This is a genomic window from Dyella sp. 333MFSha (genome assembly GCF_900102405.1).
In the GTDB taxonomy this organism is placed as follows: domain Bacteria; phylum Pseudomonadota; class Gammaproteobacteria; order Xanthomonadales; family Rhodanobacteraceae; genus Luteibacter; species Luteibacter mycovicinus.
Genome location: NZ_FNBR01000002.1, coordinates 40375 through 62058, shown reverse-complemented (window position 1 = coordinate 62058; position 21684 = coordinate 40375). Strand labels below are relative to the sequence as shown.

Genomic DNA, 21684 nt, shown 5'->3' with positions numbered 1-21684 from the left:
TGCTCCCGCCATGAGAGCGGGAGCCAGCCTGCCGGCGATACGGTCAGGCCAGAACGCAGCGGTTCTTGCCGCTGCGCTTCGCCTCATACATCGCCCCATCGGCAATCGCCACGATCTCGTCGTACGCCATGCCGTGATGGAACATCGTTACACCGATGCTGGCGCCAACGCGGGCGGGTACGCGAATATCCCCGATCGTCAGCGTATAGGGTTCAGCCACGGCATCGCAGAGTGCCTGGCAGCGCGTCAGCGCACCCGCGGCGTCCGCCGTATCGTGCAGCAGCACGGCGAACTCGTCGCCGCCCAGGCGGGCCACCGTATCCGTACCACGCGTGCGGGCGTCGATGCGCAGCGCGATCGCCTTGAGCAGCTCGTCGCCGGCGGCGTGTCCGCTGGCGTCATTGACGCCCTTGAATCCATCGATGTCGATATAGGCCAGCGCGAAGGTCGCGCCGCCCCCGTTACCGAGCGTGATGGCGCCTTCGAGGCGTTCGCGGAACAACAACCGGTTCGGCAGCCCGGTAAGCGCATCATGCGTCGCCTGATGGCGAACCAGCTGCTCCATCCGCGTGCGTTCGGCCACCTCGTTGGTCAGCTGCTCGTTTCGCGTCGACAGTTCGTCGAGCGCACTCTGTAGCAAGGCGCGGGCGCGATACAGCTCGAGGAAGATCTTCACCTTCGACTGCAGGATGACGTCGTTGATCGGCTTGGCGATGTAATCGACCGCGCCGGCCGTATAGCCCTTGATGCGGTTGACGTCGTCGGCGTAGGCGGCGGTCACGAAGATGATCGGCGTCTCGTTCAGGTGGTCGTTTTCCGAGATGAATTCCGCCACCTCGAAGCCGTCCATCTCGGGCATGTTGACGTCGAGCAGCACCAGTGCGAACTGGTGATCGAGACACAGCGCAAGCGCCTCGTTGCCACTGGATGCTTCGAAAATGTCGGCATCGGCACGGGCCAGCAAGCGGCGCATGGCGACGAGGTTGGCGGGCGTGTCGTCGACGACGAGGATCTTGGGTCGGATCGGATTCATGTCAGGCATAGTTCGTTGAGTCGCGCGGCGATGGCGTCGAGGGGCAGGCAGGCGTCCGCTCCCGCGCGTTCGAGGCCGGTCAATGGCATCACCTTCGCTTCGGCGGTCTGGGGATCCTGAATCACGGCATAGCCACCGGCGTGGCGTACGGCGACGAGGCCGTTGGCGCCGTCCGAGTTGGCGCCGGTCATCAGCACGGCGACGAGGGCATCGTGCCAGGCATCCGCGGCGGTTTCGAAAAGTACGTCGATCGACGGCCGTGCATAGGCGACCTTGGCGTCGATGCTCAGGGAGAAGTGCAGGTTCGGTTCGATCAGCAGGTGGTAGCCGGCGGGAGCGACGTGGATCACGCCCGGATCGACGGGCGCGCGCTCCTGGGCTTCGACGACCGGCAGCGGGCTGACTCGCGCCAGCAATTCGACCAGAAGCGATACGTCGGCCGAGCCGGTATGGCAGCAGATGACGACAGGCACGGCGAGCCGTCTGTCCAGTCCGGGGAGGACACGTTGCAGCGCCGACAGGCCACCGGCGCTGCAACCCATCACGATCGCCTGATGCGTGCTCATCGCGTCAGCGGCCTCGCACCGGAACCGCCCACCTGGTAAACGCGCAGCGCGTTGTCGACGTCCGAGAAGCCCGCCGCCGCGGGCGAGAAATCGATGTTCTCCCGGGTGCCGAGGCAGAGAAAACCGCCGCGCACGAGACTGTCGCGGAACAAGCCCAGCGTGCGGTCCTGCAAGGTGTTGGTGAAGTAGATCAGGACGTTGCGACAAAGGATCAGATGCGCCTCGCAGAACACCTCGTCCGTCACCAGGTTGTGATTGAAGAAGGTGACGTTGCGGCGCAGGCGGGTGTCCAGCTTGATGAAGTCGTAGCGCGCGCTGTAGTAGTCGCTGAGCGAGCGCTGCCCGCCGCCTTCGAGATAGTTACGGGACCAGTCCCGCGCTTCGCGGGTCGCGTAGATGCCTTCGCCCGCGATCGCCAGCGCCGCGTCGTTGAAATCCGTGGCATAGATGCGCGAGCGCTCGTAGAGTCCGGCTTCCTCGAGCAGGATGGCCAGCGAATAGACCTCCTGTCCATGCGCGCAGCCGGCCTGCCAGATGTTGATCTCGGGATAGGAGGCCAGTACCGGGAAGACCTTGTCGCGCAGGACGCGAAAGACCGCGGGGTCCCGGAACATTTCCGACACCGGGACCGACAGACCTTCGATGATCCTGGCGACGAAGCCCGGCTCGTGCAGCAAGCGCCGGGTAAGCTCGCTGACGCTGCCCGCATCGTGCGTGCGCACGAGCTGCTGCACCCGCCGCTTGAGCGAGGCGGGCGCGTATTCACTGAAATCGTGCCCGTGGCGCAGCTGCATCGCGCGCACGAACAACTGGATTTCGATGTCTTCGATATCCATATCAGCCGCGCTGCGGCAGCCACACGCGAATCAGCGAGAGCAGGCGGTCCACGTCGATCGGCTTGGACAGGTAATCGTTGGCCCCCGCCTCCAGGCACTTTTCACGATCGCCGCGCATGGCCTTCGCGGTCAACGCGATGATCGGCACCTTCGCGACCGCCGGCTTCGCGCGGATCGCGCGCATGGTCTCGTAGCCGTCCATCACCGGCATCATGATGTCCATCAGCACGAGTTCGATGTCCGCGTCCTTGTCCAGGGTGTCGAGTGCTTTCTGGCCATCCTGTGCCATCACGACGTCGACGCCCTTCGCCCGGAGCACCTTGGACAGGGCGAACAGATTGCGCATGTCGTCGTCCACCAGCAGCAGGCGACGGCCGCGGAGGTCCGCCTCGTCCATGCCGCCGGCAGGAGTGATCGCTTCGTCGCGCGCGCCGCCGCCATGACGGATCGAGTGCAGGAACAGGCTCACTTCGTCGAGCAGGCGGTCTGGCGAGCGGGCGCCCTTGACCACGATGCTGTCGGTGTACTGGCGGATCTTCATGCTTTCCTCGCGACTGAGGTCGCGACCCGAATAGACCACCACCGGCGGCGTATGACCACCGCGCGCGAGCCGCTCGAGGAACTCGATGCCCGACATGCCAGGCAGGCCGAGGTCGAGCACGATGCAGTCGTACGGCGTATCGCCGGTCATGGCGAGCGCTTCCTCGCCGGAGGAAGCTTCGTCGATGACGACCGAGTCGTCCTTCAGCAGCGTGCGCACGGCGGCGCGCGCGCTGGCATCGTCGTCCACGACCAGCAGGTGGCGCGTGCGTCCTTCCGCGAAATGCAGCAGGCGCTCGAAAGCGTCCGAGATGGATTCGCGGCTGACCGGCTTGGTCAGGAATCCCACCGCACCCAGCTCGAGGCCGCGGGTGGAATCGTCCGTGGCCGAGATGAAGTGCACGGGGATGTGCCGCGTGGCGGCATCGCCCTTGAGGCGCTCGATCACCGTCCAGCCGTCCATGCCCGGCAGCATCACGTCGAGCAGGATGCCGGTGGGGCGGTAACGATTGGCCAGGGCCAGGCCGGTCTCGCCATCCGCTGCCGCCAGCACACGGTGGCCCTTGCGATGAATCATGTCCGCCAGAATGCGCGCGAAGGCCGGGTCGTCCTCGACGACGAGAATGATCGTATCGCCCGGATTGAGCGAGCCGCGGTCGTCATCGATGCTGTCCACGAGCAGGCCGGGCGACAGCGGGAGCGTCGCCTCGGCAGCCGCCTGCTGGAGCGGGATCGGCTCCGCGATCGAATCGCTCTCGGGCGCCGTCTCCGGCAGGAAAATGGTGAAGGTACTGCCCTTGCCGGGTTCGCTGACGAGGGTGATGTCGCCGCCCAGGAGCATCGCGATGCGCCGGGAGATGGCGAGGCCCAGGCCGGTGCCGCCGTACTGGCGGCTGGTGCTGGCGTCGACCTGCTCGAAAGCGTGGAACACACGCTGGAACTTGTCGGCCGGGATGCCGATGCCCGAGTCGATGACGGCGATCGCGATGGTGTGAGCCGGATCGAGACCGTCCGGCAGCGCCGCCCCGGCGGCGGGCCGAGAGATGCGCAGGGCCACGGTGCCGCTGGAGGTGAACTTGAACGCGTTGCTGAGCAGGTTGTTGGCGACCTGTTCGAGCTTGGCGCCATCGGTGCGGATGGACACGGGAAGCCCGGGGGCGACGGTCACCTCGAAGCCGAGCTTCTTCTCCTGCGCGACATGGTTGAACGTCCGGCTCAGGGTGCGTGAGAGATCGGCCAGCGGGAACGTATCGACCATCAGTTCCATCTTGCCGGCCTCGACCTTGGACAGGTCGAGGATGTCGTTGATCAGCCGGAGCAGGTTGGAGCCCGCGTCGTGGATGATCCGGGCCGACTCGACCTGCTCGCCGGTGAGGTTTTCTTCGTCGTTGTCGGCAAGACTGCGCGAGAGGATCAGCAGGCTGTTCAGCGGCGTACGCAGCTCGTGCGACATGTTCGCCAGGAACTCGGACTTGTACTGGCTGGCGCGCGCGAGCTCTTCGGCCTTTTCCTGGGTTTCGTTCTGCAGGGCTTGCAGCGAGTCCTTCTGCTGGTTGAGGGTGAGGCTCTTCTCTCGCAGTTCCTCGTTCGACGCATGCAGTTCTTCCGTCTGCACGCGCAGTTCTTCCTCGGAGGCGACCAGCCGCTGCGACTGCTCCTGCAGCTCGTTCGTCCGGTTCTTGAGTTCTTCGTTGGTCGAACGCAGGTCCTCCTGCTGCGAGCGCAGCGCTTCTTCCGAGGCGCGCAGTTCGTCGGCCTGGCTCTGCGTCTGCTCGAGCAGCGTGCTCGTGCGCAGCGCTCGCGAGAGATTTTCCAGCGACAGGGCGACGATCGGCATCAGTTCGTCGAGCAGGCGTTCCTGGACCGACGACAGGTGATCGAAGCTGGCGATCTCGAGGACGCCGAGCAACGTGTCGCGTGAGAGCACGGGCACCAGGATCACGCTGCGCGGCGACGCTTCGCCGGTGCCCGAGTGGATGCGCGTGTAATCGTCCGGCACGTCCTGCAGCACGATGGGCCGGCGCTCGATGGCGGCCTGGCCGACAAGGCCCTCGCCAAGAGCATAGGACGTGGTGACGTGGCGTCGCTGGCGGAAGCCGTAGCTGCCCAGCATCTCCAGCGTCGAGGTTTCTTCCCGCAATACGTAGAACACCCCGACGCCCGCCTTGAGGGTGGGAACCAACTCGGAGAGCAGCGTGTCGGCGAACTCGCGGTAGGTCGTCGCGCCCTGCAGGCGGTTCGATACCGCGGTGACGGTCGACTTCAGCCAGTTCTGCCCCGCCGTTTCGATCGCCATCTCCTTGAACACCTGGAGCGCACGGGCGATCTCGCCGATCTCGTCGCGGCGGCTCAGTTGGCGAACCTCGATGGTGTGGTCATGACCGGCCAGTCGCGTCATCAGCTCGGTCATCCGCACGATGGGCCGGGTGATCAGCTGGGAGGTCATGACGATCACGGCGATGCCGAACAGAAGGCACACCACCAGCGAGATGACATCGATGTACTGGGTTGCCGCGAGTACGTGGTCCAGGGCCCTGGTCCGCTCCTCCAGCAAAACCCGCTCGCTGGCCGACATCTCGTCGATCAGCTTGCGAATGTCGCTCATCAGCACCGTGCGATGGTCGAGGTAGTCGTGACGAACGCGGTCCCGGGCGAACGACGCCTCGGGGGTGGCCGCGTTGCCGATGGCGCGCATCGGCTCCAGTCCCCCTTTGGTGACCTCCGTCTTCCACCGGTCGAGCATTTCCTGGGCACGGTCCAGACGCGCCTGCTGCAGCGGGTTGTCGACCGTCAGCTGGCGGATCTGCGCGATGTCCTGGGTTATCTTGCGGTCGGCCCGGTCGAAGTCGGCCCACTCGGTTTCCGCCTGGTTGAGCAGGTAACCACGCGCCGCCACCTGGCGGGCCTGCGCGTCGTCGCTCGTATTGGCCAGGGTCAGCAGGACGACGTAGGTATGTGTCGACCACGCCCGCGTGTCGTTCTCCCGGTAAAGCGACACCAGGTTGGCGACACAGGCCGCCACGAAAAGGGCGAGAAGGGCGCCGATGGCGAAGACGATCTTGCGCTGAAGGGGCTGGTCGGCCAGCCAGTTGCGCTTCTTTTCGTGAGAGGACATGCGAAGACCGGTAGTGGGACAAGGGTGCCGCGTCTGGCCCGTTCAGGTACTACACCCAAACCGGGCCGGGCTTCCATGGCGTCATACTGATTATCGGCGATACGTCACACGACTGGAGCCTGCGGGACGCGACGCCACGGCGGTGGGACCAGTGTGCCGCGGCGGATCGCCACGGCGAGACATACGGCCGTCGCCATCGAGCAGATGCAAAGGGCCGCGACGGAGGCCTCGGCGCCGAACGCGCCGCCGGTGAGCCATTCGGGCCCCTGCATATGGGAGGCCAGCAGGCCGTGCTGTTCGAAGCCGGACACCGGAATGCCGTAGAACGGCCCCTGGGCCATGTTCCAGGCGGCGTGGACGCCCATGCAGAGCCAGAGGGAGCGGGTCACGTTGTAGAGCAGCCCGAACAGGAGCCCGGCTTCCAGCGCAATGGCGATGGCGCTCCAGGCGGTGGCGCCGGGGTTCCAGATGTGCACGCCGCCGAAGAAGGCCGCGGAGATGATCAGCGAAGCCCAGGTCCCCAGGCCTTCTTCGACGATGCGGAAAAGCACGCCGCGGCTGATGATTTCCTCTCCCACGCCGGCACCGACTCCCGTGACCAGGATGGGACCGAGCCAGGCCACGTCGTGGTTGACGCCGTCGACGACGAAGACGCCCAGGGCATAGAGGGCTCCCACGACCAGCGAAAACAACGCCGCGCCGCCGATCAGGCCGAGGGCCAGATGCGGTATTGCCTTGCGTGGCGCGAGCTCGTCGATCCGCCGTCGCTCGATCGTCCGCACCAGCAGCCAGTAGGCGATCACGATGGGCAGCAGCCGGAAGGCCTCGATCAGGGGTGTGACCTGATCGAATGGCAGGCTGCCCCGGGGCAGACCGATGCCGTTGTAGATGCGGCCGGCGATGAAGCCCAGTGCGCTGAGCGTCACCGCGAAAACGAGAATGCGACCGACCGGTGAGCGCAGGAGGCGCAACGGCAGCGAGGGGCGGTTGACGGCAGTGGGCGGCGCGGACATGAACAGTATCCTGATGGGCTTGCGGGCAGAGTCTACGCAGGCATGATGGTGCTCCGATACAAGATCGTCCCGTGCCACATCGGCTATCTTCCCACGAGGGCATACGGCCCCAACCCCCTGGAATCCGCTGCATGGCCATACCGTCAGAAAACGATCCGTCGAGCCCGATGAACCGTCGTGAGCAGACCTTCCCCCACCTTAGCGAAGAGATGGCGGCGCGGCTGGTCAGGTACGGAGTGGAAGAGACGGTCCCGGCCGGTACGCTGCTGTTCGAGCGTGGGCAGCGGCGCGTGGATTATTTCTTCGTGCTGGAGGGCAGTATCGAGGTCTACGACTTCCACGAGAACGGCGCGCCCAACATCTTCGTCGTCCACGGTCCGAACCAGTTCACCGGTGAGGTCGACCTCTTCAGCGAGCGCCAGGTGATGGTCAATGGCCGGACGGCCGTCGATACGCGTCTTGTCCGGCTCAATCCCCTGCAGTTCCGTAAGCTGGTGTCCGGTGAGCCGGATATCGGCGAAATCATCATGCGTGCCTTCATCCTGCGCCGCGTGGGTCTCATTCAGAGCGGGCAGGGCGGCGTGATCCTGGCAGGCTCCGCCCACGCGGCGGACACGGTGCGCCTGCGCAGCTTCCTGATTCGCAATGGCTACCCGTACCGCTTGCTGGACACGGATATCGACGAAGACGCGCGCCACCTGATCGACGGGTTCGGCCTCGATCCGGAGGAGTGTCCGGTCGTCATCCTGCCCGATCGAACGGTACTCAAGTGCCCGACGACTTCCCAGCTGGCCGACGAACTGGGCATCTCCATCCTGCTCGATACCGATCACGTGCACGACGTCGCGGTCATCGGCGCCGGGCCCGCGGGACTCGCCGCGGCCGTGTACGCCGCGTCGGAGGGACTGGACACGCTGGTGCTGGAATCGCTGGCGCCGGGTGGTCAGGCCGGCACCAGCTCGAAGATCGAAAACTACCTCGGCTTTCCCACCGGCATTTCGGGGCAGGCCCTGGCCGGCCGCGCCCAGGTACAGGCCATGAAGTTCGGTGCGCACATGGCCATCGCGCGTGAAGTGCAGGGCCTGGACTGCTCGGCGCACCCGTTCCGTCTCAAGCTCGACAACGGCACCGTCGTCACGGCGAAGTCCGTGGTCATCGCGACGGGTGCACGCTATCGCAAGCTCGATCACGTCGACTACGAGCGCTTCGAGGGCCAGGGCATTCACTACGCGGCGACGGCGATGGAAGCGACGCTGTGCGCCGGCGAGGAAGTGGTGATCGTCGGCGGCGGCAACAGCGCGGGTCAGGCGGCGGTTTTCCTCGCGCGCACCGTGGCGCACGTACATATCCTCGTGCGTGGCAGCGGACTCGCCGCGACCATGTCGGATTACCTGGTGCAGCGTATCGACCAGTCGCCGCGCATTACGCTGCATACGCACTGCAAGGTGGATCACCTCGATGGCGATGCCTATCTGCGTGAGGTGGGCTGGATCTGCAACGACGGCACACAGACGCGCAAGAAGATCGGTGCGCTCTTCGTGATGATCGGCGCGGAGCCGAATACAGCCTGGCTGGACGGCTGCCTGGATCTGGATCGAAAGGGTTTCGTGCTTACCGGCCGCGATGCCGATGGTTACGCGACGCCTTCGCCGTTCGCGACGACCCTGCGCGGCGTGTTCGCGGTGGGCGATGTGCGGTCGGGATCGATCAAGCGTGTGGCTTCCGGGGTGGGGGAGGGGTCGGTCGTGGTGCAGGCGATTCACCGGTATCTGCATCCGTCGCCGGTCTGAGGCTGGATGAAGGCACGCCTCCTTTTCGCGCCATAAAAAAAGTCCGGCCAGGCCGGACTTTTTTATTGAGCCTAAGCGTTATTGAGCCTCAGACGTCGACCGACGCCGCATGCTCGCGCGTCGCCGAGAACCGGACTCCCGGCCAGCGCTCCTGTGCCAGCTGCAGATTGACTCGCGTCGGGGCGAGGTAAACCAGCTCGCCCGCCGCATCGATTGCCAGGTTACCCGCGTTCTTCTCGCGGAATTCCTCGAGCTTCTTCGCGTCGTCGCAATGGATCCAGCGCGCCGTCGCCACGCCGACCTGCTCGAAACTCGAGTCGACGTTGTACTCGTCCTTCAGACGATAAGCGACCACATCGAACTGCAGCACGCCGACCGCGCCGAGAATCAGGTCGTTCGACATCAGCGGGCGGAAGAACTGCGTCGCGCCTTCTTCCGACAGCTGCGCGAGACCCTTCTGCAGCGCTTTCATCTTCATCGGGTCACGCAGACGCGCACGACGGAAGAGCTCCGGCGCGAAGTTCGGGATGCCGGTGAACGACAGTGGCTCCCCTTCGGTGAAGGTATCGCCGATGGTGATCGTGCCGTGGTTATGCAGGCCAATAACATCGCCCGGGTACGCCCGCTCCACGATTTCGCGATCGGACGCCATGAAGGTGAGCGCGTTGGCGATGCGCACTTCCTTGCCGGTACGCGTCTGCTGCATTTTCATGCCGGCGGTGTAGGTGCCCGAGCAGACACGCATGAAAGCGACTCGGTCACGATGCGCCGGGTCCATGTTCGCCTGGATCTTGAAAACGAAGCCGGTGAGCTTCTCTTCTTCCGGCTTGACTTCACGCGTCAGCGTCTCGCGGCTGCGCGGCGAGGGTGCGTGCTCGACGAAGAAGTCGAGCAGCAGTTGTACGCCGAAGTTGTTGACCGCCGAGCCGAAGAACACCGGTGTCTGTTTACCGGCGAGGTAGGCGTCGATGTCGAAGGGATTCGATGCGCCGAGAACCAGTTCGAGCTCTTCGCGCAGTTCGTCGAGCGCGGCCTGTCCGATCATCGTGGCGAGTGCGGGATCGTCCAGGCCCTTGAAGATCGTCGAGTCCTGGCGGGTGAAGTTCTTGCCCGGCTCGAACACGTGCACTTCGTCGAGCACCACGTGGTAAACGCCCTTCAGGCGGGAACCCATGCCGATCGGCCAGGTCACCGGCGCGCAGGCGATCCCGAGTACGGATTCGACTTCGTCGAGCAGTTCGATCGGCGAGCGGCCTTCACGGTCGAGCTTGTTGATGAACGTCATGATCGGCGTGTCGCGCAGGCGACAGACTTCCATGAGCTTGATCGTGCGCTCCTCGACGCCCTTGGCGCAGTCGATCACCATCAGCGCCGAGTCGACCGCCGTGAGCACGCGGTAGGTGTCCTCGGAGAAGTCCGCGTGGCCGGGGGTGTCCAGCAGGTTGACGATGGCGTCGTCGTAGGGGAACTGCATGACCGACGAGGTCACCGAAATGCCGCGCTCCTTTTCCAGCGCCATCCAGTCGGACGTCGCATGGCGGGCGGCCTTGCGGCTTTTCACCGAGCCGGCCATCTGGATCGCGCCGCCGAACAGCAGGATCTTCTCGGTCAGGGTCGTTTTGCCCGCGTCGGGGTGGCTGACGATGGCAAAACTGCGCCGCCGGCGGGTTTCGGTGAGGTGTGAGGACATGGGCAAGGTCGCTGTGAAGGCTAACCCCCTATTCTAGCAGGGGTTAGGAGGCTTGGCTGAGGCAGCCCGACGCCTCTCCCCACTGGTGACCCGGCCCGTCTGGGCGTCAGAGCGATGCCATCGGCCCGCGCCCGATGGGGTCCGGCCTTTCCGGAGACGTTCTCCCCACGTCCACGATCCCACAGCCTCTGACCCGTGCCGTCGCCATCCGCTATGCGCTTGCAGTCCGGAGCCCGCAGCCCGCCTGTGCCAACGGTTTCCCCGATGATTCGCACATCTCACACGTTCGGACATCTGGACATCTGGACGTCTAAACGGCTGTTGACACGTTTTGGATCGAGGCGTATCGTCGGTTTCACTCATCGAGACCGGCTGAGGGACAGGCCCTTTGAAGCCGGGGCAACCTGCGGATTTCCGCGACGGTGCCAACTCCTGCGGGTCGTGCTTCCGCACGTCAGCCGATAGATGGGATGTCCGTTGCGGGCACGCATTCGCGTAGCCGTGGCCGGCAATCCGCATACCGGTGTTCCCGCAGGGCTCGATCCCGAACGCAGGAATCTGGATATGTCAGCCGAGCCCTTCACCGTGATTTCCCTCCCCGAAACGGCCTGTGTTGCCGCGCCGCGTTGCGCCGCCGACCTCACCGAGCAGCGTGGCGTGCGCCGCGTCTCCTTCGTCCCGAAGTACGGCAGCGAAACGGTCAATGTGGACGTCCGTTACCTGTGGTGCGGCGCGCCTCATGCGCCGACGGTGATCGTGCAGGGCGGCATCTCGGCCGACCGGGACGTCTGTGCCGGACGCGACCGCGCCACTGGCTGGTGGCAGGAGCTGGTGGGGCAGGGCGCCGCGATCGACCTCGCCGAATGCCGCGTGCTGTCGATCGACTGGCTCGTCCCGGGCGACCTGGGCGACGACGTGGCCTCGGTCTCCAGCGAGGATCAGGCATCCGCGCTGGCCGCGCTGGTGGACGAACTGGGCATCGGTCGCGTTCAGGCCTTCGTGGGCTCCTCATACGGCGCGATGACCGGCCTGGCCTTCGCGGCCGCCCATCCGGACAAGCTGCGTTCGCTGGTACTGCTCGCCGGCGCGCACCGTCCGCACCCGCTGTCCACGGCGCAGCGCTCCGTGCAGCGCGGCATCGTCCGCCTCGGCATCGAGTCCGGACGGGTGGATGAAGCGCTCGCCCTGGCCCGTCAGCTGGCGATGACGACGTACCGCGGCAGCGAGGAATTCTCGCGCCGTTTCGCCGCCGGCCCCGAACTGCGCGACGGCCGCTTCCACTTCCCCGTGGAGGATTACCTGGAGCATGCCGGCCGTCGCTTCGTCGAACGTTTCGACCCGTCGCGTTTTCTCGCCCTTTCCGAGTCCATCGACCTGCATGACATCTCGCCGGAACGGGTTTCCGCACCGACGACGCTGGTCGGCTTCCCTTCCGATCGCCTCGTTCCGCTGTCGGACCTGTGCGAACTGCAGCGCCGTCTCGGCGGCACCGCCACCCTCGAAGTCGTGGACTCGCCGTACGGTCACGACGCCTTCCTCAAAGAAACCGTGCAGCTCGCTCCCGTGCTGCGTCACGCACTCAACGACTGTCGCGGAGACCGCTGAATCATGACCACCCACGAATCCCGTCTGTGTACCCGCGCCGTCCGCGCCGGCATCGAATCCGACACTCAGCACGGCGCCGTCGTGCCGCCGCTGCACCTGTCGACCAACTATGCGTTCGAGGGCTTCGGCCGCAAGCGCGCCTATGACTACTCACGCAGCGGCAATCCCACCCGCGACCTGCTCGGTGAAGCACTGACGGAGCTGGAAGAGGGGGCGGGCGCGGTCGTCACCGGCAGTGGGATGTCCGCCGTGGCGCTGGCGCTGGAACTCGTACCCTCCGGTGCTCTGGTGCTTGCCGCGCACGATTGCTACGGCGGCACCTGGCGCCTGCTCGATGCCTGGGCGAAGAAGGGGCGCTTCCGTGTGCGTTTCGTCGACTTCACCGATCCGACCGCGCTTGCGGATGGCCTCGCGGAGAAGCCGGCACTGGTCTGGGTGGAAACGCCGTCCAACCCTCTGCTGCGTATCACCGACGTGCGTCACGTCGCGCAGGCCGCGCATGCCGTCGGCGCACTCGTCGTCGTCGATAACACCTTCCTCTCGCCCGCCCTGCAGCAGCCGTTGACACTCGGCGCCGACATCGTCGTTCACTCGACCACCAAGTACATCAACGGACATAGCGACGTGGTCGGCGGTGCGGTGATCGCCGCGGACCAGGCGGTCGCCGAGCAGCTGAAGTGGTGGGGCAACTGCAACGGGCTCACGGGGTCGCCGTTCGACAGCTTCCTCACGCTGCGTGGTGTGCGGACGCTGGCCGTACGCCTTCGTGCCCACGAAGAAAATGCTCGCCGTATCGCCGACCGCCTCGACGCACACGACGCCGTGTCGCGTGTGTTCTATCCCGGTCTCGCGTCGCACCCCGGCCACGCGCTGGCGCAGCGCCAGCAGAAAGGTTTCGGCGCGATGCTCAGCTTCGAGATCGCCGGCGGTACCGACGCGATCGAAGCCTTCGTCGATGGCCTGCGCTATTTCTCGCTGGCGGAGTCGCTGGGTGGCGTCGAGAGCCTGGTCGCTCATCCCGCCTCCATGACGCACGCGTCGATGGCGCCGGAAGCGCGCAAGGTCGCCGGTATTTCCGACAGCCTGCTGCGTCTCTCGGTCGGCATCGAAGATGGTGACGACCTGCTGGCGGATCTCGAAGCCGCGCTGGCGCGCGCGGCGGCGGTGGCGTCGGTCACCTCGAAACGCAAGGTCGGCGCGTGAGCGCCGTGGTCGCCGCTCCCCTCGTGGACACGGCGCCGCGCACGGCGGTCGTCCTGCTCGGCACCGGCGTGGTGGGGCGTGCCTTGCTGACCCTGCTCGCGACACCGGCGGCGCGTTCCCTGCGCCTCGTTGGCGCCGCGAACTCGAAGCGTCAGCACACGCATGCTGACGGCCTGGTCCCTGCCGATGTCGCGGCGTTTCTCGCCAGGGGCAGGGATGGTCGCGAAAACGCGCCACTTCTGGCCGCGCTCGACGCCACGGGCGCCGAACGCAAGGTGGTCATCGACGCGACGGCGTGTTCGATCGAGGCCAGCCGCCACGCCGAGTGGCTGGCGGCGGGTTACCACGTCGTCACCGCCAACAAGGCGCTGGCCGGGGGCCATCTGTCCGGTTGGCGTGCGCTTCAGGGCGCAACCGCGAACGGCAGCGTTTATGGCGACGCCGCGACGGTGGGCGCCGGTCTTCCGGTGCTGTCCACGCTAAGGCGCCTGCGCAACTGCGGCGACAGCCTGCTGACACTGGAAGGCGTATTTTCCGGTTCGCTGTCCTGGCTGTTCAACCAGTACGACGGCAGCCGCCCTTTTTCGGCGTTGTTGTCGGACGCGCGGCGGCTGGGCTTTACCGAGCCCGACCCCCGCTCGGACCTTTCGGGCGAGGATGTCGCGCGCAAGCTGCTGATCATCGCGCGCAACGCGGGATTCGCATTGGGTACGGAAGAAGTGGAGGTTGAGAGCCTCGTGCCCGAGGCGCTTCGCGATCTCGATACCGCCACGTTCCTCGAACGGCTCGGCGAGCTCGATGAACCGCTGCGCATCCGGCACGAGCAGGCGAAAGCCAACGGCAAGGTGCTGCGCTACCTGGCACGCCTCAACCAGCGCGGCCGGGCTCGTGTAGGCCTCGTGGAAGTGGGCCCGGAGCATCCCGCGTCCCGCCTGTCCGGCACCGACAACCAGTTCGCGCTGACGACAACGCGCTATCACGCGACGCCTCTGGTGATCCAGGGTCCGGGCGCCGGCCCCGAAATCACGGCGCAGGCGCTGCTGGGCGATGTGCTGGCACTTTAATCCCGTCGGATCGTTTTTCTCCGCCCGGTAGTCGGGATCAAAAAAAACGCCCCGAGGGGCGTTTTTTCGTTACCGGCGACCGGTGACTGCTTCGGCCTCATCCGCGCTGGGCGGAAGGACGGGGCCGCCGCCGGAGTCCTCGTCATGGTGGAAGCGCGCGGCCTCGACCATCGGGGTGCGCCAGCCGGAGGCGACGCCCCAGAAGTAGAAGATCACACCGATGACGGCGACCACGGCCAGGTCGTAGCCGTAGGGGATGAAGTCGCGGCCGCCGAAGGTCTTGCTGCCCGCCCAGGACACCAGCGCCAGGACCGGCAGGTAGACGATGAGCCACCAGGCACCCCTGAGGTGGCGGCTGAAATCTTCCCAGCCCGATTTGGCGGTGTAGTAGAAGTAGATCGGCAGGGCCACGACCATCAGCAGGATGATCTCGCCGGTGAGCGGCCACTTGGCCCAGTACAGCAGCTCGGTCGCGAAGATGAAGGCCAGCGCGGCGAGGATGGGCAGGCCGGCGATGCGCAGCGGACGCTTCAGTTCCGGCGCGGTGCGGCGCAGGGTCATGACGCTGACCGGACCGGTGAGGTACGAAATGATCGTCGACACCGAGATCACCGCGGCCAGGGTGCCCCAGCCGCGGAAGAAGAACAGGAAGATGAAGCTCACGACGAGGTTGAGCCACATCGCCGGGCGCGGGATACCGAAGCGCGGGTTGATATGGCCGAAGATCTTCGGCAGCTGACCGTTGCGCTCCATCGCGTAGATCATGCGTGCGGTGGTGGCGGTGTACGTGGCGCCGGTGCCGCTGGGGCTGACGAACGCATCGGCGTACAGCAGGATCGCCATCCAGTTGATCATCAGCGCCGTGGCGAGCTGGGCGAACGGCGAAGCGTATTCCAGACCCGCCCAGCCCTTGCCGAGCTGATCGGGCGGTACCGCGCCGATGAAGGCGACCTGCAACAGCACGTAGACCACGGTGGCCAGGAGGATCGAGCCGATCACCGCGAACGGCACACTGCGGCCGGGATTGCGCGCTTCACCCGCCAGATTCACGGGGCTCTGGAAACCGTTGAAGCTGAAGACGATGCCGGAGATGGCCACGGCGGTCAGGATCGAGGAGATGTCGATCGCGTGAGTGCCGCCATGCGCGCCGATGTCGAAGTTGCCGGGGTTGTAGCTCGTGGCGATCAGCGCGATACCGGTCGCGGCCGGAACGACGAGCTTGAATACCGTGATCGCCGTGTTGCTCTTGGCGAACAGCTTCACGCTCCAGAAGTTGAGGAAGAAGTAGACCATCACCAGCACCGCGGCGATCGCCAGGCCAGGCGGTGTCAGCTCACCGTGACCGGCGGTGACCACGTACAGGCCCTTGGTCCACTGCGCCCATTCCCAGGGCCATGACGCCATGTACTGGACCGAGGCCTCGGCTTCGACCGGGATGACCGAGACGATGGCGATCCAGTTGGCCCAGCCGGCGATGAAGCCGACCAGCGAGCCGTGCGAGTAGTGGCCGTAGCGAACCATACCGCCGGATTCGGGGAACATCGCACCCAGTTCCGCGTAGGTCAGGGCGATGAAGAGAATGATGACGGCGCCGATGATCCAGGCGTAGACGGCGCCAGGGCCGGCGAGCTGGGCGGCGTGCCAGGCGCCGAAGAGCCAGCCCGAGCCGATGATCGAGCCCAGGCCGGTGAGCATCAGGGCGAAGGCGCCGACATCGCGGCGGATATGGTGATGTGACATACAGACTCCGGTCGGACGGGGCGGCGAGAATCCACCCCGGGGCGGCACAAGGGCCGGATAATGACAGCCCGGGCCGCAACTGTCAGCCATCGTTCCCCTACGTACACGGGGCGCCGCATCGATATACACTGGCCGACGCGGTAGGGCTAAAGGGGTTCGGATGCGTTCGAAGGTGGTCGCCAGCGGCATGTTGTTCTTTGCCTTGACGGTATGTGGCATTGCCGCAGCCGATGAGGCGTGGACCGACAAAGGCCGGCTGATCGATTCCGAGTCCTACGACCGCACCGCCAAGGGTTTTTACTTCACGCTGTACCCCGGTGAAGACCCGGTGGAGTCCGTGCGGCGCTGCGCCATGACCATGCGCGAACTGGGTCATCTGGCGTCGGTGTCGTGCTTTGCGTACACGAGCAAACAGCGCTTCGATACGCGCCGCGGAAAATTGAGAATTTGCTACACCGCCGTCGCCAACTGGTGGGGCGAGGACGAGCCGGTGAGAGTCGAAACGGTCGACCGGCTGCCGCGGGATTGTCCGGTTCGCTAGGGACTTTCCCGCTTCATCGCTTTGTTGGCTTTTCGCGCGCGGGGCGCGCTCCTACCTGGGCCGCGTCAGCATTCGATGACGTTGACGGCCAGACCGCCGCGCGATGTTTCCTTGTATTTGTCCTTCATGTCGCGCCCCGTGTCGCGCATGGTCGCGATGACCTTGTCCAGCGAAACGTGGTGCTTGCCGTCGCTCTTGAGCGCCATGCGGCTGGCGTTGATCGCCTTCACCGCACCCATGGCGTTGCGCTCGATGCAGGGAATCTGGACGAGGCCACCGATCGGGTCGCAGGTCAGGCCCAGGTTGTGCTCCATGCCGATCTCCGCGGCATTCTCGACCTGGGTCACGCTGCCGCCCAGCGCGGCCGTCAGACCGCCGGCCGCCATGGAACAGGCCACGCCCACTTCGCCCTGGCAGCCCACTTCGGCGCCGGAAATCGACGCGTTTTCCTTGTAGAGGATGCCGATGGCGCCCGCGGTGAGCAGGAACTGGATGACGCCGTCTTCGGATGCGTTGGGGCAGAAGTGGCGGTAGTAATGCAGCACCGCCGGGACGATGCCCGCGGCGCCATTCGTCGGTGCCGTCACCACGCTGCCGCCGGCCGCATTTTCTTCGTTCACCGCCAGTGCGTACAGGTTGACCCAGTCGAGGATGGTGAGCGGATCGCGCAGCGCGGCTTCCGGCTGCGCTCGGAGCTCGGCGGCCATGGCGGGGGCGCGGCGATTGACCTTCAGACCGCCCGGAAGCACGCCGGGCGAACGCAGGCCGCGGGAGACGCAGTCCTGCATGGCCTTCCAGATGGTCAGCAGGCCCGCGCGGGTCTCCGCCTCGGGACGCCAGATGCCCTCGTTGCGCATGACCAGCTGGGCGATCGTGAGGTTGTGTTCCTTGCACAGCGAGAGCAGCTGGTCGCCCGTGGAATAGGCGAACGGTTGCTCACTGGTGTCGGCGACGATGCGGTCTTCCGCGGCTTCGTCCGGATTGACCACGAAACCGCCACCGACCGAGTAGTAGTCGCGTGTGGCCAGTTCGTTGCCGTCCGCATCGTAGGCCGAGAAGCGCATGCCGTTGGTGTGGAACGGCAGTTTCTGCCGCTTGTTGAAGACCAGGTCGACCTTTTCGTCGAAGGGGATCTCGTGGCGGCCGAGGATCCGTATGCGCCGGGTTCCGCGGATGCGCTCGAGGGTCGCCGGGATGGTGTCCGGATCGACGCGATCGGGCCACTCGCCCTCGAAACCGAGCAAGACCGCCTTATCGGTGCCGTGACCGCGTCCGGTCATGGCCAGCGAGCCGAACAGCTCGCAACGCACGCGCGCTACGCGCTCCAGTACGCCCTTTTCCTCCAGCCAGTGTTCGGCGAAACGCGCACCGGCGCGCATGGGGCCCACCGTGTGCGAGGAGGACGGGCCGATGCCGATCTTGAAAAGGTCGAAAACGCTGACTGCCATGGCTGGGGAAGGTTGGCTATGGGGATAGCCGGTTATTCTACGCCGCGACGCCCCTGGCCCCATACACCCGCGCATGTCCGACTTCACCTTGTTCCAGCGAGATGACTGCCACCTCTGCGATCAGGCGCTGGAGGTGTTGGCGCAGGCGCGGTTGCCGGATTTTTCGTCGGTGTGGATCGATGAGGATGAGGCGCTGGAGAGCAGGTATGGGACGCGTGTGCCCGTATTGCGCCGGGGCGACGGGATGGAGCTGGACTGGCCGTTCGATGTGGCGCGAGTCAGGGCCTTCGCGGGTTGAATCGCCAGCGGGGCTGGCTCCTACCGGTGCAGGCGCCTGAGAATTTCCTCGCGCGCCTCACGCAGGATGGAATCGCGGTCGAGTCCGGCCACGATATCCGCGACGGCGCGCTTCGCCCCGTGCTCACCCCATGATTTCCCCGCGATGAGGTAATGCTCAGCCGCCCGGCCGATCAGCACCGTCGCGTACCAGCCGAGCGCGCCCTGCGCCGCGGCGGTGACCACGATGGACACGCCGCCGCTGAGGCCCTTGAGTGCCGAGGCGACCAGCTGCATGCCCCAGACGGCCCCCATGAGTGCGGCCAGCTGCACCGAAATGGTCGCGACGAGTTTTCCGGATTCGCTCCGGGTCAGCGGCAGGCCGTAGACCCGGCCGAGCTGCACGACCATGGCCGCGTCCAGGCCGCCCGCCAGCAGCAGGTCGGCCACCGGCACCGGATTCAGGGCCACGGCCACCGCCTTGGCGACGCAATACTGGCGGATGACCCCGGACGCGACGTCACGACGCGTCGCGGCGACGCGCTCGCTGATCTGGTCGGTGAGCCGCCCGGCGAACAGCCCGGCGTTGATCGCCGAGAGCGTCTTGCCTTCCCGTTCGGCGATGGCCAGCAAGCGTGATTTCAACGCCGTGACATCGGGCGGGCGCCGCTCGGACGACAGTCGCTCGTGGCCGCTGGCGTCGAGTTCCACGACCGACCGGGGGGACGGCTGGGCCGCCACGGCGATCACGTCCTCACGCCGGACCAGTGTGGCAGTGTGCTGGCGCAGTCTCTCCAGCAGGCCGTCGCGCTCGTCGTCGCTGTAGCGATCGACCTTGTTCAGTGCGACCAGCAGCGGACGACGGGTGGTCGCGAGCGTGCGCAAGGCATCCCGTTCGTCCCGGGTGAGGTCACCGTCGGCAACGAAGACGATGAGGTCGCTGACCTCGGCGACTTCAAAGGCGAGTTTCTCGCGCGCCTCGCCGCCCAGCTCGTTGATGCCGGGCGTGTCGATGAGAACGAGTCCCGCATTGGCGGCCTCGTCGAGGCGGGCCGCGTCGGCTTCCGTCGTCGTACCGTGCAGCACGCCGACGGTGAACGCCTCGCGGCCAAGCAATGCGTTGCCCAGCGCCGACTTTCCCGCGGACACGCGGCCGAACACGGCGACATGCAGTTCGTCGCGTTCCAGACGATCCAGCATGCTTTCGATGCGGCGGAAGTCCGCCGCCATCGCATCGCGCACGCTTGATGGAATCGACGGATCGTCGAGCAGTCCGCGCAGGCTCGCCGCGACGGCGCCGCCGCGCTCGTCCGTCGCCGCAGCGCGAGGCACGCCGCGCCGGAAACGGTCGGAGAGACCGCGCAGGCGATCGCGGAAGCTACCCACCGTCGCCTTACTTCGGCAACAGGTTGAGCGAACCGTTGACCAGTACCTCGTCGGCGATGGTCGAGGTGTCCTTGTAATCGCCGCTGCCCACGCCGAAGTCCAGGCGCTTCAGGGTACCGGTGACGGAAAGACGTGCGCCGCCGGCGTTGGGCGAGAACACGACCTTCAGTGCGACCGGCTTCGTCACGCCGTGCAGCGTCAGGTTGCCGTTGGCGATGACGTTGCCCTTGGCGTCCTTGCTGAAGCCTGTCGTGACGTAGTGCGCCGTGGCGAACTTCTTGACGTCCAGGAAATCGGACCCCGGCAGCGCGTTGTCGCGGTCGCTGTCGCCTGTCTTCGCCGTGGCGGTATCGACGGTCACGTCGAATTTCGACGCGGCGAGATTCGCGGCGTCGTAGCTGATCGCCGCATCGAACTTGCCGAACGTGCCGTCGAACTGCTGGCCCTGGAACTTGCCGCTGAAACCGAGCGTGCTGCCGGGGCCGACCTTGTAATCCGCGGCGGACGCGGCGAACGGCAGGGCCAGCGCGACGGTGAGGGCGGACAGGCGGCGGATCATCGGGTTCATGGCGTATCTCCGGGAGGGGTAGAGGTGTTCCGCTTTGCACGGCCGAACGGCAGCATGCGGCGGAGTGTGTCGTCGCGGTCGATGAGGTGGTGCTTGAGCGCTCCGCCGACATGGGCGACGAGCACGGCCAGCAGGAACCAGAACAACCAGACGTGGACGGTGCCGAGCGTGTCGGACAGTCCGGGATTCTTTTCCACCAGCGCCGGCAGGTTGAACTGCTTGAAGTACTGCAACGGAAAACCGTGCGCCGAATTGAACGCCCAGCCCGACAGCGGGATGGCGACGATGAGCAGGTAGAGCAAGCCATGTACCGCATGCGCGGCGATCTTCTGCCAGTGCGGTGCCGGCTCATCGGGTGGGCGACGGTCCACCGCGCGCCACATCAGGCGGAGCAGGAACAACGCCAGCACGGTGAGTCCGATCGACTTGTGCAGGGCGAACATGTTGATCTTCTGCATCGACGGCTTCAGGCCGTCCATCCAGAGGGCGAACGCGCCGTTGCCGAGGATCAGCAGCGCCATGACCCAGTGAAAGGTCTTGGCGACGGTGCTCCAACGGGAGGTGTCACTGCGCAGGGGCATCGGGGGTTTCCTTGTCGGAGCGGGTCTGGGCGTCGCCGCCACGGATGGCTTCGATCTCGAGCCATACACTGACGTCGTTGCCGATGGAATTCTTGTTCGAAGTCATTCCGTACGCCGCGCGATCGAGCGTCACGGTGGACGAGAAGCCGGCCACGGTATGCAAGCCGTAAATGGTCTTGCCGATACGGTTCACCCGGAACGGAAGGTCGAGGGGCAGCGTCTTGCCACGCAGGGTGAGCTTGCCGTGGACGGTGCCTTCGTCGTCGGATTTCTTTTCGACCGAGTCACTGACGTAATGCGCGGTTTTCGCGCGGTCGCTGTCGAGCAGTGACGCACCACGTACCGCTTTGTTCCACTCGGCGTCGCCCATGTCGACGGAGGCGAGATCGATGGTCGCGTCGACCGAGGACTTCGACCAGTCGTCCGGATCGAAGCGCACGGTGCCCTCGGTGACTTTCAGTCGGCCAAAGGATCGCGAGAAGCCGTTGTGCTCGACGTTGAACACGACCTGGCTGTGCACCGGATCGATCCGGTAAGCCGTGGTTGCGCCATGCGCATACAGGGGCGCGATCGCGAAGAGGACAGCTGGCAGGAAGCGGGCGTTTCGCATGAGGGGAGCCGGTTCCGGACGAGGGCCGCGCCGCGGCCGATACGAGGCAGTGTGGCCGAGCGGGCGTCGCTTGTCAGCC

At 66.0% G+C, this 21684-nt stretch carries 18 protein-coding genes and 1 riboswitch; of the genes, 6 read left to right on the top strand and 12 right to left on the bottom strand.

Annotated features, from left to right (window positions below):
• Positions 1–43: 43 nt before the first annotated feature.
• From BLT40_RS07565 to BLT40_RS07545, 5 genes are all read right to left on the bottom strand, one after another.
• On the bottom strand, positions 44–1033 hold the full coding sequence (locus BLT40_RS07565) for a diguanylate cyclase domain-containing protein (RefSeq protein WP_176167894.1): 990 nt from the start codon (positions 1031–1033) through the stop codon (positions 44–46).
• Entirely contained in the window at positions 1030–1599 is a 570-nt protein-coding gene (locus BLT40_RS07560; RefSeq protein ID WP_036110928.1) for a chemotaxis protein CheB, read from the bottom strand. The genes BLT40_RS07565 and BLT40_RS07560 overlap by 4 nt, the downstream gene beginning before the upstream one ends.
• A complete protein-coding gene (locus BLT40_RS07555; RefSeq protein WP_043695468.1) occupies positions 1596–2435 on the bottom strand; it encodes a CheR family methyltransferase in 840 nt (279 codons plus the stop codon). Before BLT40_RS07555 ends, BLT40_RS07560 begins: the two co-directional genes overlap by 4 nt.
• A gap of 1 nt (position 2436) precedes the next feature.
• Positions 2437–6090 (bottom strand): response regulator, encoded by a 3654-nt coding sequence (locus tag BLT40_RS07550; RefSeq protein ID WP_090352565.1) that lies wholly within the window; start codon positions 6088–6090, stop codon positions 2437–2439.
• Between the two features lie 104 nt (positions 6091–6194).
• Positions 6195–7103, bottom strand: a complete 909-nt coding sequence (locus tag BLT40_RS07545) for a CPBP family intramembrane glutamic endopeptidase (protein ID WP_090352564.1) — start codon at positions 7101–7103, stop codon at positions 6195–6197.
• A 131-nt stretch (positions 7104–7234) separates the two neighbouring features.
• Between BLT40_RS07545 and BLT40_RS07540 the strand changes: the two genes are divergently transcribed.
• Positions 7235–8893, top strand: coding sequence for an FAD-dependent oxidoreductase (locus tag BLT40_RS07540; RefSeq protein ID WP_043695462.1), 1659 nt, complete (start codon positions 7235–7237; stop codon positions 8891–8893).
• A gap of 88 nt (positions 8894–8981) precedes the next feature.
• Here the strand turns inward: BLT40_RS07540 and BLT40_RS07535 are convergent, their stop codons facing one another.
• Entirely contained in the window at positions 8982–10583 is a 1602-nt protein-coding gene (locus BLT40_RS07535) for a peptide chain release factor 3 (protein WP_036110937.1), read from the bottom strand.
• Between the two features lie 356 nt (positions 10584–10939).
• Positions 10940–11055: riboswitch (SAM riboswitch) on the top strand.
• Between the two features lie 92 nt (positions 11056–11147).
• Here BLT40_RS07535 and BLT40_RS07530 point away from each other — a divergent pair.
• Genes BLT40_RS07530 through BLT40_RS07520 form a run of 3 tightly spaced genes read left to right on the top strand, consistent with a single transcriptional unit; the run spans position 11148 to position 14455 of the window.
• Positions 11148–12188, top strand: a complete 1041-nt coding sequence (locus tag BLT40_RS07530; protein ID WP_079522878.1) for a homoserine O-succinyltransferase MetX — start codon at positions 11148–11150, stop codon at positions 12186–12188.
• A gap of 3 nt (positions 12189–12191) precedes the next feature.
• On the top strand, positions 12192–13391 hold the full coding sequence (gene metB, locus BLT40_RS07525) for a cystathionine gamma-synthase (RefSeq protein ID WP_036110939.1): 1200 nt from the start codon (positions 12192–12194) through the stop codon (positions 13389–13391).
• Entirely contained in the window at positions 13388–14455 is a 1068-nt protein-coding gene (locus tag BLT40_RS07520; RefSeq protein ID WP_079522879.1) for a homoserine dehydrogenase family protein, read from the top strand. The genes metB and BLT40_RS07520 overlap by 4 nt, the downstream gene beginning before the upstream one ends.
• A gap of 69 nt (positions 14456–14524) precedes the next feature.
• Here BLT40_RS07520 and BLT40_RS07515 read toward each other — a convergent pair whose 3' ends face one another.
• Positions 14525–16195, bottom strand: a complete 1671-nt coding sequence (locus BLT40_RS07515) for an APC family permease (protein WP_036110943.1) — start codon at positions 16193–16195, stop codon at positions 14525–14527.
• Positions 16196–16355: 160 nt separating this feature from the next.
• On the opposite strand from BLT40_RS07515, the gene BLT40_RS07510 reads away from it, so the two are divergent.
• The gene (locus BLT40_RS07510) at positions 16356–16736 is read left to right on the top strand and encodes a hypothetical protein (protein WP_036110945.1); all 381 of its coding nucleotides are present in this window, start codon (positions 16356–16358) and stop codon (positions 16734–16736) included.
• A 65-nt stretch (positions 16737–16801) separates the two neighbouring features.
• Here the strand turns inward: BLT40_RS07510 and BLT40_RS07505 are convergent, their stop codons facing one another.
• A complete protein-coding gene (locus BLT40_RS07505; protein WP_043695454.1) occupies positions 16802–18184 on the bottom strand; it encodes an L-serine ammonia-lyase in 1383 nt (460 codons plus the stop codon).
• A gap of 73 nt (positions 18185–18257) precedes the next feature.
• On the opposite strand from BLT40_RS07505, the gene BLT40_RS07500 reads away from it, so the two are divergent.
• Entirely contained in the window at positions 18258–18482 is a 225-nt protein-coding gene (locus BLT40_RS07500; RefSeq protein ID WP_036110948.1) for a glutaredoxin family protein, read from the top strand.
• Between the two features lie 20 nt (positions 18483–18502).
• On the opposite strand, the gene BLT40_RS07495 is transcribed toward BLT40_RS07500, so the two are convergent.
• The 4 genes from BLT40_RS07495 to BLT40_RS07480 all read right to left on the bottom strand — a co-directional run bounded on the left by BLT40_RS07495 (position 18503) and on the right by BLT40_RS07480 (position 21605).
• Positions 18503–19792 carry a GTP-binding protein gene (locus BLT40_RS07495; RefSeq protein ID WP_255364012.1) on the bottom strand — a complete coding sequence of 430 codons (1290 nt, stop codon included), beginning with the start codon at positions 19790–19792 and terminating at the stop codon, positions 18503–18505.
• A gap of 61 nt (positions 19793–19853) precedes the next feature.
• Complete coding sequence (locus BLT40_RS07490; protein ID WP_043698215.1) at positions 19854–20405, bottom strand: YceI family protein; 552 nt, start codon at positions 20403–20405, stop codon at positions 19854–19856.
• Between the two features lie 5 nt (positions 20406–20410).
• Complete coding sequence (locus tag BLT40_RS07485; protein ID WP_079522881.1) at positions 20411–20995, bottom strand: cytochrome b; 585 nt, start codon at positions 20993–20995, stop codon at positions 20411–20413.
• The gene (locus tag BLT40_RS07480; protein WP_090352563.1) at positions 20979–21605 is read right to left on the bottom strand and encodes a YceI family protein; all 627 of its coding nucleotides are present in this window, start codon (positions 21603–21605) and stop codon (positions 20979–20981) included. The genes BLT40_RS07485 and BLT40_RS07480 overlap by 17 nt, the downstream gene beginning before the upstream one ends.
• Between the last annotated feature and the right edge of the window lie 79 nt (positions 21606–21684).

Coding starts and splice junctions, on each gene's coding strand:
- BLT40_RS07565 (WP_176167894.1), bottom strand. CDS start 1,033: ATGAATCCGATCCGACCCAAGATCCTCGTCGTCGACGACACGCCCGCC.
- BLT40_RS07560 (WP_036110928.1), bottom strand. CDS start 1,599: ATGAGCACGCATCAGGCGATCGTGATGGGTTGCAGCGCCGGTGGCCTG.
- BLT40_RS07555 (WP_043695468.1), bottom strand. CDS start 2,435: ATGGATATCGAAGACATCGAAATCCAGTTGTTCGTGCGCGCGATGCAG.
- BLT40_RS07550 (WP_090352565.1), bottom strand. CDS start 6,090: ATGTCCTCTCACGAAAAGAAGCGCAACTGGCTGGCCGACCAGCCCCTT.
- BLT40_RS07545 (WP_090352564.1), bottom strand. CDS start 7,103: ATGTCCGCGCCGCCCACTGCCGTCAACCGCCCCTCGCTGCCGTTGCGC.
- BLT40_RS07540 (WP_043695462.1), top strand. CDS start 7,235: ATGGCCATACCGTCAGAAAACGATCCGTCGAGCCCGATGAACCGTCGT.
- BLT40_RS07535 (WP_036110937.1), bottom strand. CDS start 10,583: ATGTCCTCACACCTCACCGAAACCCGCCGGCGGCGCAGTTTTGCCATC.
- BLT40_RS07530 (WP_079522878.1), top strand. CDS start 11,148: ATGTCAGCCGAGCCCTTCACCGTGATTTCCCTCCCCGAAACGGCCTGT.
- metB (WP_036110939.1), top strand. CDS start 12,192: ATGACCACCCACGAATCCCGTCTGTGTACCCGCGCCGTCCGCGCCGGC.
- BLT40_RS07515 (WP_036110943.1), bottom strand. CDS start 16,195: ATGTCACATCACCATATCCGCCGCGATGTCGGCGCCTTCGCCCTGATG.
- BLT40_RS07510 (WP_036110945.1), top strand. CDS start 16,356: ATGCGTTCGAAGGTGGTCGCCAGCGGCATGTTGTTCTTTGCCTTGACG.
- BLT40_RS07505 (WP_043695454.1), bottom strand. CDS start 18,184: ATGGCAGTCAGCGTTTTCGACCTTTTCAAGATCGGCATCGGCCCGTCC.
- BLT40_RS07500 (WP_036110948.1), top strand. CDS start 18,258: ATGTCCGACTTCACCTTGTTCCAGCGAGATGACTGCCACCTCTGCGAT.
- BLT40_RS07490 (WP_043698215.1), bottom strand. CDS start 20,405: ATGATCCGCCGCCTGTCCGCCCTCACCGTCGCGCTGGCCCTGCCGTTC.
- BLT40_RS07485 (WP_079522881.1), bottom strand. CDS start 20,995: ATGCCCCTGCGCAGTGACACCTCCCGTTGGAGCACCGTCGCCAAGACC.
- BLT40_RS07480 (WP_090352563.1), bottom strand. CDS start 21,605: ATGCGAAACGCCCGCTTCCTGCCAGCTGTCCTCTTCGCGATCGCGCCC.